This is a genomic window from Nocardiopsis protaetiae (assembly GCF_045446735.1).
Taxonomy (GTDB): Bacteria; Actinomycetota; Actinomycetes; order Streptosporangiales; family Streptosporangiaceae; genus Nocardiopsis; species Nocardiopsis protaetiae.
Genome location: NZ_JBJJBV010000197.1, coordinates 1 through 12,801 on the forward strand (window position 1 = coordinate 1; position 12,801 = coordinate 12,801).

A 12,801-nucleotide genomic window follows, 5' to 3' on the forward strand; every position below is an offset into this window, starting at 1 on the left:
CACGGTTGCGTTCGGGGCCTCCTTGTGCCACTCTTTCACCAATCAATTAGTGAAAGGGTGGTGAAGGCGATCGAGTACCGCATCGACCGGATGTCGGGCGTCGCGTCGTACATGCAGATCGTGCAGCAGACCAGACAGGCGCTCCGGCTGGGCGTCCTGCGCCCGGGGGACCGGCTGCCCACGGCCAAACAGGTGGTCGAACAGACCGCGATCAACCCCAACACCGTTCTCAAGGCCTACCGCGAACTGGAACGCGAAGGCCTGGTCGAGGCCCGGCGCGGCCTGGGCACCTTCGTGACCCGGTCGCTGGCCAGCGACGCCGCCGCCCCCGACTCGCCGCTGCGCTCCGCGCTGGCCGACTGGATGCGGCGGGCCCGGGAGGCCGGGCTGGGGGCGGAGGACGTGGCCGCGCTCGTCGCGTCGGTCACCGGGGACGTGTTCCAGGACCCAGAGGACCGGAAGGAAGGAGACCGATGACCGGGGAAGCGGCCGTCGCCGCCGAAGGGCTGGTCAAGACCCGCCGGGGCCGCCGGGTGCTGGACGGGTGCACGTTCGAGGTCCCGGCGGGCGCGGTGTGCGGGGTCCTCGGCCGCAACGGCGCGGGCAAGACCACGCTGCTGCGCGTCCTGGCCGGGCTGACCGCGCCCACCGGGGGGCGGGTGCTCGTGCGGGGGGAGGACCCGCTCACCCGCACCCCCGGGCCCGCCCACCTGGGACAGGACAAACCCCTGCCCGGCGGGCTCACCGCGGAGGAGGTCCTGCGCACCGGCCGCGCGCTCAACCCCGACTGGGACGAGGCGGCCGCCCGGCGGGTACTGGCCGCCGGGGACCTGCCCGAGGGGGTGCGGGTGGGGCGCATGTCCGGGGGCCAGCGCAGCCTGGTCGCGCTCGCCCTCACCCTGGGCCGCCGCACCGGGGTCGTCCTGCTGGACGAGCCCTTCGCCGACCTCGACCCGCTGGTGCGGCACCGCGTGTCGGGGCTGCTCATGGCCGCGGTCGCCGACGGGGACCTGACGGTGCTGGTGTCCACCCACGTGTTCGCCGACCTCGCCGGGCTCTGCGACCACCTGCTCCTGCTGGACCGGGGGCGGGTGGCACTGGCCGGGGCGGTGGCCGACATCGAGGCGGACCACCTGCGCATGGTCGGCGTGGCCGACGACGACCCCGGACACCTGCACGGGCACACGGTCGTGTCCGACAGCCGGACGGGGCGCCAGGTGAGCGCGCTGGTCAAGACGGACGGCCCGGCCCCGCCGCAGGGGTGGTCGACGCAGCCGGCGTCGCTGGAGGAGATCACGCTCGCCTACCTGGCGGGCGTCGGGAACGAGGGGGAACGACGATGAGCACGGACTTCGCACAGCGCACGGAGCACGGCTGGTGGCCGGCCTGGAGACACCAGCGGATCCTGGCGGCGGTGGCCGCGGTGGCCCTGCTGCTGGCGGTGACCGGCGTGTTCCTCGACCTGCCGGTGCTGCGCCGGGCGGTCGACCTGGTCCTGCCGATCGAACGCCACACCTTCGGCGGCGACCCCTCGCTGCCCCTGCTGGCGGCCGCCGTCTGGGGCGCGCTCGTCCTGGGCGAACGCGGGCGGCGCGACCTCATGCTGAGCCAGGGGCGCCGCGACTGGCCGCTGCCGGACATCGGGGTCATGGTGCTCTGCCTGGCGGGGTTCGGGCTCCTGGCGGGAGGCCTGCGCACCCTGTTCGTGGTGGGCGTCGAGGGGTGGTCCACGGTCGGACCGGTCCCCGTGTCGGACCCGGAGGCGCTGTTCTGGTGGGGCTCGGCCCTGTACGGCGCGGCACTGCCGGTCCTGCCCGCCCACCTGGTCCTGTACGGCGCGCTCGGGCTGGCCGTCGCGGCGCTCCTGCGCAGCCCGGTCACGGCCCTGGTGCTCTCGGCGGCCCTCTCCTACGCGGTCCAGATCGGCTTCACGGTCGTCCGGCCCCTGCTCGCGGAGAGCGGGCCGGACGGACCGTCGGCGGCCCACGTGTGGACGGTCGCGGGGGTGGAGACGGCGGTGGTCCTGGTGGCGGCGGCCGCGCTGTGCGCGCTCGCCCTCCTGTCGGCCCGCCGCCCCGACTGACCGGACGGCCGCCCGCCACGGCGGGCGGCCCCGGGCCGCCTCAGGGGTGCACGAGGATCTTCACGTGGTCCTCGCCGTGGGCGATGAGCTCCTCGTAGCCCTTGTCCCGCGCCTCCTCCAGGGACAGCCGGTCGGTGATCATCCCCTTGGGGCGCAGGGCGCCGCGGCCGATCGCGTCGATGACCTCGGGGAAGTCGACGGGGCCGTAGCCGAAACTGCCCACCAGGTCGATCTCGGTGAAGGCCAGCACCGCGGGGTCCAGCAGGACCGGCCGCCCCTCGGACACGGTCACCGCCCGGCCGCCCTTGCGCAGGGCGCCGATCAGCACGGCCAGCGCGTCGTTCCCGGCGCCGGAGGTCTCGAAGGAGACGTCCGCCCCCAGGGGGGCGCGGTCGCGGACGGCGGCGACCACGTCCGTCTCCGCGGGGTCGAGCACCAGGTCGGCGCCCAGTTCGGCGGCGACCCGGCGGCGCAGTGCGGACACCTCGCTCACCGTCACGTGCGCGGCGCCGTGCGCCCGGGCGGCCATGACCACCCCCAGACCCACCGGCCCGGCGCCCACCACCAGCACCTCGTCGTCCTCGCCCGCCCCCGACCGGCGCACCGCGTGCCAGGCCACCGCCAGCGGTTCGACCAGGGCGGCCACCGTGGGGGAGACGTCGTCGGGCATCCGGTGCACCCGGTCGGCGGGCACGACCACGTACTCGGACATGCCGCCGCCCCCGCCCATGAGGCCGATGAACCCGAAGTTCTCGCACAGGTTGTACTCGCCCCGGCGGCAGGCGGCGCAACTGCCGTCGAACACCAGCGGCTCCACCGCCACCACCGCGCCCTGGGCCAGGCCGCGCACGTCGGCGGCGGCCTCGACGACCCGCCCGGAGAACTCGTGCCCCTGCACGTGGGGGCCGTGCGTGCGCAGCACGGGGTGGAGGTACTCGTCGGGCAGCACGGGGTCGAGGTAGTTGCGCACGTCGAACCCGCAGATGCCGTTCCACCCGACCCGGATCTTCACCGTCCCGGGCACCACCTGCGGCTCGGGCACCTCGTCCACCCGCAGGTCCCGGGGCCCGTGCAATCGCAGCGCCCGCATCTCGCCCCCTCCCGCCACCCCTGCCCGTTATCTCCCCACCCGAGCCCCCGCGCCTCCGCCTCCCCGTGTAAACACTTCCCCTGGCGGCGGTCCGGGGATGAGGGTCAGGGGCGGGGGTGGGGGGTGAGGTGGGTGGCGGGGGAGTCGCAGGTGGTGCAGGTGGGGGTGGTGTCCAGGGCGGCGACGTGGTCGTGGTGGTGGAACACCACCGGGGGCTCGTCGTAGAGCCAGGTGGAGCCCCAGTGGGCGAGGGCGGTGACGACCGGGGCGAGGTCGCGGCCGGCGGCGGTGAGGTGGTACTCGTGGCGCGGCGGGTGCTCGCTGTAGGCGCGGCGCTCGACGACGCCCGCCTCTTCGAGGGCGCGCAGGCGGGCGGTGAGGCGGTCGCGCGGGGCGCCGGTGTTGCGGGCGATGGCGTCGAACCGGCGCACGCCCAGCAGGAGTTCGCGCACGACCAGCAGGGACCACTTCTCGCCGACCAGCCGCAGTGCGCCGGCGGCCGGGCAGGGGCGCCCCGGGACGGTCGGATTGGGCCTGGTCGACTCGGTCTGCGCCATGCCCTCAGAATGTCACACCGGTGAGGGTTTGGAAAACAAACCGACCTGCTAGGGTGCGTCCATGACCGACAGCACACCGGCCCCCGAGTCCTGGGGCGAGCCGCGCGAGAAGACCGTGACCTGGTACGACCCCAAGGTCGTCGTCGCCGGGCGGGAGGGCCTCACCGGCGCCGACCACCTGCGCGCCCTGGCCGGCGGCGAGCTGCCCCCGCCGCCCATCGCCGCGCTGATGGGCTTCGACCTCGTGTCGGTCGGCGAGGGCGAGGTCGTCTTCACCGGCACCCCCGACGAGTCCGCGTACAACCCGCTGGGCGTCGTCCACGGCGGCTACGTGTGCACCCTGCTCGACACCGTGGCGGGCTGCGCCGTGCAGACCACCCTGCCCGCCGGGTCCGGCTACACCTCCGTCGAGATCAAGGTCAACTACCTGCGCCCGGTCGCGGCCGGGACCGCCCTGACCGCCCGCGGGTGGGTGACCAAGCCGGGCCGCCGCGTCGCCTTCGTCGAGGGCGACGTCCGCGACGAGTCCGGCAGGGTCGTGGCCACCGCCTCCTCCACCTGCCTGGTCTTCGACATCTAGGCCAGCGCCGCCAGCAGGATGCGGGCGACGGCGTCGTTCTGGCGGAAGAACCCGGCGTTGGTGCGCGGGCGGGAGAACCCGCCCGCGCCCACGCCGCCCGCCACCAGCGCGCCCAGCCCGAACCGGGCCGGGTGCGGTTCCCCGTCGGCCCGGCGCAGCCGCTGGTCGGCCGGGTCGGCGTCCACGAGCCCGCCGTGTTCGCGCGCCCGGATCTCCCCGCGTTCGCGCAGTGCCAGCAGCAGCGGGTCGGTGGTGCGCTCCAGCGAGGGCGCGGGCAGCCGCGCCTCCAGCAGCGCCCGCGCCGTGACGGTGGCGTCGGTGCTCGCCGACCGGGCCTCGAACCCGCCCGGCACCGCCTCCACGGCGGTGTCCGCGCCGGTGAACCGCAGCACCCCCGCCCGGGCCAGCGCCAGCATCTCCTCCAGCCGCGGCCCCGGCGGCCCGCTGGCCAGGAAGCTGAAGAACCCCATGAACCCCGGGAACTCCCGGGCCGCCGACTCCGCCGACACGGTCCCGTCCGCCATCGCCTCGCCCAGCACCGTGAACACCGACAGCAGCGCGAAGAACACCGCCAGGTCCATGCTGTACGCCGGGTCGCGCCGCCGCTCCAGGTCGGCCGCGATGTACTCCTCCAGCCACGCCCCCAGGGCGTCGTGGCCGGCGAACCGCAGCCCCGCCAGCGGCCGGTCGATCCGCTCCACGTCGAACACGTCCGCTTCCCGCGGCACCGCCTCGGCCACCAGCTCCTTGACCCGGTCCTCCCACGGGTCGGCGGCCTCCAGCCGCTCCAGGAACTCCGCGGCGCCGATGGCCAGCCGCTCCGGGTGGGACCGCGCCAGCTCCGTGTAGTGGGCGTGCGCCAGCTCGCGCACCACCAGCGGCCACACATCCTCGCGCAGGTCCAGCGGCCCGGCCCCCAGCGCGGCCAGCGCCGCCCGGTCCAGGTGCCGGGGCAGGGCGGGCCGCGGCCCGGGCAGGTCGTAGTGGAGCTTGGAGTGGTAGGGCACCCCGCGCCGGGACCCCGCCCACAGCACGGGTTCGCGCCCCGAGGGCTCATAACGCAGCGTCCCGTCGGCGTCGCGGCGGAACGTCCCTCCCCGCCCCGAGGTGAGCAGCACGACGGTGTCGATGAACGCCAGCCCCAGCCCGCGCACCAGCACCGGCTCCCCGGCGGGCACCGCGTCCAGCGCGATGTCGGCGGTGGAGGCGGTGGGCACGTACACCAGCCCGTGTTCGGCGGCGTGCGCGGCCAGCCGCTCCTCCTCCGGGGTGGGCGCGGTGTCGCCGTTGCCCTGGGCCAGCACGACCAGGTCGGCGTCCAGCACGCCCCCGTCGGCCAGCACCAGCCGCTGCGTTCCGTCGGGCCGGTCGCGCAGGTCCACCGCCCGGCCCTCCACCGTTCGCACCGTCAGCCCGGCGGGCGCGCGCTCGGCGGTCCAGTGGAACACCCACGACAGGTACCGGCTCTGCAACCTCCGGGTGGCGAACCAGTCGCGGTGCACCCGCCGGGCCTCGGCCAGGTCGGTGCCGTCGGAGGTGAACCCCGGCGGCCGGTACAGCGACCCCGAGGCCAGGTCGCACGCCCACTCGGTGAGCGTCGGCCCGGGCGCGACGGGCCCGGTGCAGGTCACGGACGTGTCGGTGAACATGGTGCAGTCCCCGGCCGTGGTGTTCATCCACAGCCACGGCGACTGGTCGTGCCGCCAGATCCGCCCGCCGCCGGGCGGGTGCGGGTCGACGACGCAGACCTCCAGGGCGCGCCGCGGCGGGAGGTCGGGGAGGTTGGCGGCGATCCGCTCCAGCAGGGAGGTGGCCCGGGGGCCGGCGCCGACGACGGCGATCCGGAGGGGGCGTTCGGGGGTGCTCACCCCCGCAGGCTAATACATACTAAACCAGTCGTAAATATCGATAATCGGATCACGCGGAAACCCGCCCCCGCCCGGCCCGCGTCACCCCAGGTCGGCCAGGGCCGAGCGCCACACCCCCGGAACCGGGCCGGTGCAGGCCAGCGACCCCACCCCCGCGAACCCGGCCAGCTCCACCAGCGCCAGGGCCAGCCCCGGCGCCGCCGCCTCGTCCTCCACCCACGCCTCGGCGTACACGCCCTCCAACTCCAGCACCCCGCGCCGCCGGTCCGCCCGGGCCGCCACCCGCCCCACCAGCCGGTCGCCGTGCAGCACCGGCAGCACGTAGTACCCGAACCGCCGCCTGGCCCGGGGCGTGTACATCTCGTTCACGTAGTCGAATCCCCACAGCAGGGACGTCCGCTCCCGGTCGCACAGCAGGTTGTCGAACGGCGACAGCAGCGTCGTCCGCTCCGCCCACCCCGCGCCCGCGGCCTCCTCCACCAGCGGCAGCACGTCCACGTGCACGAACCACGGCTCGTCGCTCCCCGACACCCGGGCCCGCACCGCCCGCCCCCGCGCCACCAGCCGCTCCAGGGTCGCCACCGCGTCGCCGTACCGCTCACGCACGAAGTGCCGCCGCACGTCCCGGGCCCGCCCGGCGCCCAGCGCCCGCAGCGCGTGCTCGGCCGACCGCTCCTCGACCTCGGTGTCGGGCAGCTCCGTCCGGTCGGCCCACGCGGGCAGCCGCCGGTCGGCCAGGTCCCACAGCCGGGTGCGGCCGCGCCGCCCGGCCACCATGATGTGCTCCTGGAACCACAGCAGTTCCAGCATCCGCTCCACGTTGCGCCCGGCCGTCCACCCGGTGGACTCCCACGGCACGGCCGCCCGGTCCTCGAACCCGTGGTGGGCAGCGGCCCGGCATCGCGCAGCCGGCACAGGACGTGCTCGCGCAGCTCCCCGTTGGCCTCCACCCACGCGGCCATGCGGGAGTCGCCGCCGGGGTGGCGGCGCATCAGCCGCCGGTGCAGGGGCAGGTCCTCGGTGAGCACCATCGACGCCGCGTGCGCCCAGTACTCGAACAGCCAGCGCTCCTCCCACAGCAGCGCGTCCAGGTCGGCCGGGTCGAACCGGCCCAGCCTGCTCCACAGCACCAGCAGCGGGCTGCGGGCGACCACGTTGATCGGGTCGATCTGGAGGCAGCGCAGGTCCCGCAGCACCTCGCGCAGACCGTCGGGTCCGGGAACGGGGGAGGGCCCGGCCAGGCGCTGGCGGCGCACGGCCAGGCGGCGGACCACCCGGGTGTCGAGGTCGAGGGTGTCCACGGCGGCTCCGGGAGGGTGAGGGGGGGAGAGGGTGCGGCCCAGTGAACCGCACGCCCACGACATTCCCCGGTGGCCGGTCCCGGGAGCGCTACAGGGTGGTGGCCAGCGGCCCGCCGTTCCAGGCCACCGCGTCCTCCAGCGCGGCCCGCAGGTCCATCGGCTCCTTGGCCAGGTCCGCCTGCGCGCGGTGCAGGTTGAGCACGATGCGCTCGGCGTCGTCCCAGTCGGCGAACTCGCCCAGGTCCAGGCCGCGCGCGTTCTCCAGCGGGCTCAGCCCGGCGGCGGCCCCCTCCCGGGCCGCGGCCAGCACGAACCGGTAGTAGCGCTCGTGGGCGGCCAGCACCGCGTCCAGCTCGGCGGCGCCGAACACCGGGCCGTGGCCGGGCACCACGTGCCCGGGCTCGAAGGAGTGCAGCCACGACAGCGACCGCAGCGCCCCCTGCACCGAGCCCATGAACACCAGCGGGGTCAGCCCGTGGAAGAGCAGGTCCCCGGCGAACAGCGCCTCCTCCTCCGGCAGCCAGGCCACCACGTCGCCGGGGGTGTGCGCGGTGTACCCGGGGTGGCGCAGCTCCACCCGGCGCCCGCCCGTGTGCACGGTCAGCTCCCGGTCCAGGGTGAGGGAGGGGACCCGGCGGGTGACCGCGCCCCAGTCCGGGCGCGGCTCCCAGGCGGGCGGGCAGTCCTCGAAGATCGGGTCGTGCAGCAGTGCCTCGCGCATGGCGGTCTGGCCGATGAGCACGGCGGTGTCGGGCAGCAGCGAGTTGCCGTAGGCGTGGTCGCCGTGCTGGTGGGTGTTGACCGCCCAGCGCACGGGCGCGTCCCCGGTGGCCGCGGCCAGGGCGGTGAGGAACCGGCGGGTGCGCTCCTCGGTGGCGCAGGTGTCCACGACCAGGACCCCGTCCCGGCCGACGACGGCCCCGGCGTTGTTGACCCACCAGGTGCCGTCGGGCTGGACCCAGGCGTGCACCCCCTCGACGACCTCCGTGAGCGCGGCCGCCGCGGGCCCGGTCGCGGTGCTCTCTCCCATGCGGTTCCTCCTCGTCGCCGGTGTGCGGTCCGCCAGGGTACCGACGCCGGGGGGAGCCTTGGGGTGATCACGGGACCACTGTCCGGAATCATGGGGATCGTCCGGGTTCTGTTGACCGCTTCCGGTCGCCCGCGCTAAAGTCCACTCAATCAGTAGGGAATCTAGGTTTTGATTTCCTAGTTACTCGATAGGATTTAGGGAGTTCAGGCATGCGGGAGACCGCACCATGACCACCGCGACGTCGCCCCCCGGCACGGCCGCCCCCACGTCCGCCGCGCCGCGTTCGGGCCGCTCCGGCCGCGGTGCCGCCCGGCCCGCGCTCGGCCGGCTGCGCATCCTGCTGGGCCCGGTGCTGTTCGTCGCCCTGTGGCAGCTCGGCTCGGTCACCGGCGTCATCCCCGAACGCACCCTGGCCGCGCCCACCACCGTCCTGGCCACCGGCTACGACCTCGTCGCCTCCGGGCAGCTCCAGGAACACCTGCTGGTCTCCCTGCGCCGCGCCATGACCGGCCTGGCCATCGGCGTCTCCCTGGGCGTCGTGCTCGCCGTCGTCGCCGGGCTCTTCCGGCTCGGCGAGGACATCGTCGACGGCCCTATGCAGATCCTGCGCGCCATCCCCGGCCTGGCCCTGGTCCCGCTGGCCATCGTCTGGTTCGGCATCGGCGAGGAGGTCAAGGTCTTCCTGGTCGTGTTCGGCACCACCTTCCCCGTGTACGTGAACATGCACGCCGCCATCCGCGGCGTGGACCCCCGCTACGCCGAGCTCGCCCGCACCGTCGGCCTGGGCCGCCTGGGCCTGATCCGCCGCGTGATCCTGCCCGGCTCCCTGCCCGGGTTCTTCGTCGGCCTGCGCTTCGCCGTGTCCATCTCCTGGCTGGTCCTGGTGGTGAGCGAGCAGATCAACGCCACCAGCGGCATCGGGTTCCTGATGAACCAGGCCCGCTCCTTCGCCCAGACCGACGTCATCGTCGTCGGCCTGGCCGTCTACGGCCTGCTCGGCCTGGGCTCGGACCTGCTGGTGCGCTTCATCGAAAGGAAGGTGCTGTCGTGGCGACGCACGTTCGAGGCACAGTGACCCCGCCCGCCCCGTCCGACTCATCGACCCCATCCGCCCCCTCCGCCCCGACCGGGGAGCACTCCGGCGGCGGGGTGGCCGTCGAGGCGCTCACCCGCTCCTTCGGCGACCGCACCGTCCTGGACGGCATCGACCTGGCCATCGCCCCTGCCGAGTTCGTCGCCCTGCTGGGCCGCAGCGGCAGCGGCAAGTCCACCCTGCTGCGCGTCCTGGCCGGACTCGACACCGAGTTCACCGGCACCGCCGAGGTCCCCGAACGCCGCGCCGTCGCCTTCCAGGACTCCCGGCTGCTGCCCTGGGCCCGCGTCCTGGACAACGTCGTCCTGGGCCTGACCGGCCCCGACCCGAGGCGGCGCGGACTCGACGCCCTGGACGAGGTCGGCCTGGCCGACCACGCCCGCGCCTGGCCGGCCACCCTCTCCGGCGGCGAGGGCCAGCGCGCCGCCCTGGCCCGCGCCCTGGTCCGCGACCCCGAACTGCTCCTGCTCGACGAGCCCTTCGGCGCCCTGGACGCCCTCACCCGCATCCGCATGCACGCCCTGCTGCGGCGGCTGCACCTGCGCCACCGCCCGGCCACCCTGCTGGTCACCCACGACGTGGAGGAGGCGGTGCTGCTCGCCGACCGGGTCCTGGTGCTCACCGACGGCCGCATCTCCCTCGACCTGCCCGTGGACCTGCCGCACGAGAACCGCCGCCGCGCCCCGGAGTTCGCCGACCTGCGCGACCGCCTGCTGGCCGAACTCGGCGTCGCCGAAGACCACCGCTGACCTCCGCCGACCTCCGCGTTAAGGACATCCACACCATGACCACCGCGCCTGAACCCACCGGCCCCAACGCCCTGCCGCCCGGCGTGCCCGCCGACTCCCGCGGCTACGAGGGGTTCGCCGGGACCATCGGCCGCACCACCGCCACCTCCGCCCCCGCCTGGCCGGCCGAGCCCGCCGCCCCCGCGGGCGCCCCCAACATCGTCGTCGTCCTCATCGACGACATGGGCTTCAGCGACATCGGCCCCTTCGGCTCGGAGATCGACACCCCCAACCTCGACCGGCTGGCCGCCACCGGCGTCCGCCTGGCCAACTACCACACCACCCCGGTGTGCTCCCCGGCCCGCGCCGCCCTGCTCACCGGCCTCAACCCGCACCGCGCCGGCTACGGCTCGGTCGCCAACGCCGACCCCGGCTACCCGGGCCTGCGCCTGGAGCTGGCCGACGACGTCCTCAGCCTGCCCGAGGCCCTGCGCGCCAACGGCTACGCCACCTACGCCATCGGCAAGTGGCACCTGGCCCGCGACGCCGACCTCGCCCCCGGCCGCCCCCGCGACTCCTGGCCGCTCCAGCGCGGCTTCGACCGCTACTACGGCTCCCTGGAGGGGCTCAACTCCTTCTTCCACCCCAACCAGATCACCGTCGACAACGGCGCCGCCCCGGTCGACGCCTACCCCGAGGACTACTACCTCACCGACGACCTCACCGACCGCGCCGTCGGATTCGTCAAGGACCTGCGCGCCCACGACGCCACCCGGCCGTTCTTCCTGTACTTCGCGCACGTGGCCATGCACGGCCCCCTCCAGGCCAAGAAGTCCGACATCGACAAGTACCGCGGCCGCTACGCCGAGGGCTGGGACGCCGCCCGCGAGGCCCGGTTCGCCCGCCAGGTCGAGGCGGGACTGTTCCCCGAGGGCACCCGCCAGGCGCCCCGCAACGACGAGCCCGGCTACGACGTCGCGGCCTGGGACTCCCTCACCGACGACGAACGCGACCGCTACGCCCGCTACATGGAGGTGTACGCCGCGATGGTCGACAGCGTCGACCAGAGCGTGGGCCGCATCCTGGACACCCTCGAAGAGCTCGGCGAACTCGACAACACCATCGTCGTGTTCACCAGCGACAACGGCGGCACCGCCGAGGGCGGGCCCGAGGGCACCCGCAGCTACGTCTCCCGGTTCGTGCACCACCCGGTGCCCGCCGACTGGGAGCCGGACGTGGACCACGACCCCGCCCTGATCGGCTCCGACCGGCTCGGCGTCCACTACCCGCGCGGCTGGGGGCAGACCTCCAACACCCCCTTCCGGTTCTACAAGGGGCAGACCTTCGCGGGCGGGGTGCGCGTCCCCTTCCTGCTCTCCTGGCCCCGGGGGCTGCCGCGCGCCGAGGGCGACAACGGGGTGCGCCGCCAGTACGCCTACGTCACCGACCTGTGGCCCACCCTGCTCGACCTGGCCGGGCTCACCCCGCCCGACCACCGCCACGGGCGCCCGGCCCAGGAGCGCGACGGGGTGAGCATCACCCCGTTCCTGCGCGACGCCGACGCCGCCAGCCCGCACACCGAGCAGTACGTCGAGTTCGGCGGCCACCGCGGGTTCTACCGCGACGGCTGGAAGCTGCTCACCCTGCACGAGCCCGGCACGGAGTTCGACGACGCCGAGTGGAGCCTGTTCCACGTCGACAAGGACCCCACCGAGCTGGACGACGTGGCCGCCGCCCACCCCGACAAGGTCCGCGAGCTCGCCGACGCCTGGGAGCGGGCGGCCTGGCGCAACACCGTGTTCCCCCTGGTGGACCGCGGGTTCGCGGGCGCGCCCCGGCGCCGCCCGGCCGAGGAGCGGCTGGCCGACCCGGTGCGCATCCTGCCCGGTTCGCCCGTCCTGGAGCGGTACCGGTCCGCGAAGCTGGTGCAGTACCGGGGCTTCACCGTCGAGGCCGAGCTGCGCGGCGGGTACCGCGACGGCGACGCGGGCGTGCTCGTCGCCCACGGCGACCCGCAGGGCGGCTACGTCCTCTACGTCGAGGACGGCCGCCTGCGCCTGGCCTACAACCAGTTCGGCAGGGTGCACACCGCCGACGGCCCGCTGCCCGGGGGCACCCGCGCGGTGCGCCTGGAGGCGGCCGCCCGCCCCGGCCTGCGCTGGGACCTCACCCTGACGGCCGTGGGCCCCGACGGCGCCGCGACCGCCGTCGCCGGGCTCCCCGACCGCTTCCAGCTCGTCGGCATGGCCCCCTGGACCGGCATCTCCACCGGCCGCGACGCCCGCGGCCCCGTCTCCTGGGACCTGCACGACCGCCACGGCACCTTCCCCTACACCGGCGACCTCGGCCCGGTCACCTACACCCCCGGACCGGTGGTGCTGCCCGCCGCCGACATCGCGCGCATCGAGCGCGAGGCCGAGGCCCACGCCGACTGACCCCTGCCGGGTGCGGCCGCCCCCGGGCCGCACCCG

General features: G+C 75.1%; 12 protein-coding genes and 1 pseudogene. 7 read left to right on the forward strand and 6 right to left on the reverse strand.

Annotation, left to right across the window (positions count from 1 at the left end):
- The first annotated feature begins 60 nt into the window (after positions 1–60).
- From ACJOT3_RS25015 to ACJOT3_RS25025, 3 genes are read left to right on the forward strand one after another with little or no spacing between them, the layout of a single operon-like run.
- Positions 61–477, forward strand: coding sequence for a GntR family transcriptional regulator (locus tag ACJOT3_RS25015; RefSeq protein ID WP_406975542.1), 417 nt, complete (start codon positions 61–63; stop codon positions 475–477).
- The gene (locus ACJOT3_RS25020; protein WP_406975543.1) at positions 474–1,343 is read left to right on the forward strand and encodes an ABC transporter ATP-binding protein; all 870 of its coding nucleotides are present in this window, start codon (positions 474–476) and stop codon (positions 1,341–1,343) included. Before ACJOT3_RS25015 ends, ACJOT3_RS25020 begins: the two co-directional genes overlap by 4 nt.
- Positions 1,340–2,083, forward strand: a complete 744-nt coding sequence (locus ACJOT3_RS25025) for a hypothetical protein (RefSeq protein ID WP_406975544.1) — start codon at positions 1,340–1,342, stop codon at positions 2,081–2,083. Before ACJOT3_RS25020 ends, ACJOT3_RS25025 begins: the two co-directional genes overlap by 4 nt.
- 40 nt (positions 2,084–2,123) lie before the next feature.
- Here ACJOT3_RS25025 and ACJOT3_RS25030 read toward each other — a convergent pair whose 3' ends face one another.
- The gene (locus ACJOT3_RS25030) at positions 2,124–3,173 is read right to left on the reverse strand and encodes a 2,3-butanediol dehydrogenase (protein WP_406975545.1); all 1,050 of its coding nucleotides are present in this window, start codon (positions 3,171–3,173) and stop codon (positions 2,124–2,126) included.
- Positions 3,174–3,277: 104 nt separating this feature from the next.
- Positions 3,278–3,730 (reverse strand): winged helix-turn-helix transcriptional regulator, encoded by a 453-nt coding sequence (locus tag ACJOT3_RS25035; RefSeq protein WP_406975547.1) that lies wholly within the window; start codon positions 3,728–3,730, stop codon positions 3,278–3,280.
- Positions 3,731–3,791: 61 nt separating this feature from the next.
- Here ACJOT3_RS25035 and ACJOT3_RS25040 point away from each other — a divergent pair, with 61 nt between their 5' ends.
- Complete coding sequence (locus tag ACJOT3_RS25040; protein ID WP_406975549.1) at positions 3,792–4,310, forward strand: PaaI family thioesterase; 519 nt, start codon at positions 3,792–3,794, stop codon at positions 4,308–4,310.
- On the opposite strand, the gene ACJOT3_RS25045 is transcribed toward ACJOT3_RS25040, so the two are convergent.
- From ACJOT3_RS25045 to ACJOT3_RS25060, 4 genes and pseudogenes are all read right to left on the reverse strand, one after another.
- Positions 4,307–6,178, reverse strand: a complete 1,872-nt coding sequence (locus tag ACJOT3_RS25045) for an FAD/NAD(P)-binding protein (RefSeq protein WP_406975550.1) — start codon at positions 6,176–6,178, stop codon at positions 4,307–4,309. The two genes, ACJOT3_RS25040 and ACJOT3_RS25045, sit on opposite strands and share 4 nt — an antisense overlap.
- An 81-nt stretch (positions 6,179–6,259) precedes the next feature.
- A complete protein-coding gene (locus ACJOT3_RS25050; protein WP_406975552.1) occupies positions 6,260–7,036 on the reverse strand; it encodes a DNA glycosylase AlkZ-like family protein in 777 nt (258 codons plus the stop codon).
- Between the two features lie 35 nt (positions 7,037–7,071).
- Positions 7,072–7,542, reverse strand: a pseudogene (locus ACJOT3_RS25055) (DNA glycosylase AlkZ-like family protein); the annotation flags it as partial.
- Positions 7,543–7,567: 25 nt separating this feature from the next.
- On the reverse strand, positions 7,568–8,509 hold the full coding sequence (locus tag ACJOT3_RS25060; protein ID WP_406975554.1) for an MBL fold metallo-hydrolase: 942 nt from the start codon (positions 8,507–8,509) through the stop codon (positions 7,568–7,570).
- Positions 8,510–8,735: 226 nt separating this feature from the next.
- On the opposite strand from ACJOT3_RS25060, the gene ACJOT3_RS25065 reads away from it, so the two are divergent.
- The 3 genes from ACJOT3_RS25065 to ACJOT3_RS25075 are packed head-to-tail and all read left to right on the forward strand — an operon-like array spanning position 8,736 to position 12,765.
- Positions 8,736–9,584: an ABC transporter permease gene (locus ACJOT3_RS25065; RefSeq protein WP_406975555.1), complete on the forward strand. Its 849-nt coding sequence runs from the start codon at positions 8,736–8,738 to the stop codon at positions 9,582–9,584.
- Entirely contained in the window at positions 9,557–10,351 is a 795-nt protein-coding gene (locus tag ACJOT3_RS25070) for an ABC transporter ATP-binding protein (protein ID WP_406975556.1), read from the forward strand. Before ACJOT3_RS25065 ends, ACJOT3_RS25070 begins: the two co-directional genes overlap by 28 nt.
- A gap of 35 nt (positions 10,352–10,386) precedes the next feature.
- Positions 10,387–12,765: an arylsulfatase gene (locus tag ACJOT3_RS25075; RefSeq protein WP_406975557.1), complete on the forward strand. Its 2,379-nt coding sequence runs from the start codon at positions 10,387–10,389 to the stop codon at positions 12,763–12,765.
- Positions 12,766–12,801: the final 36 nt, after the last annotated feature.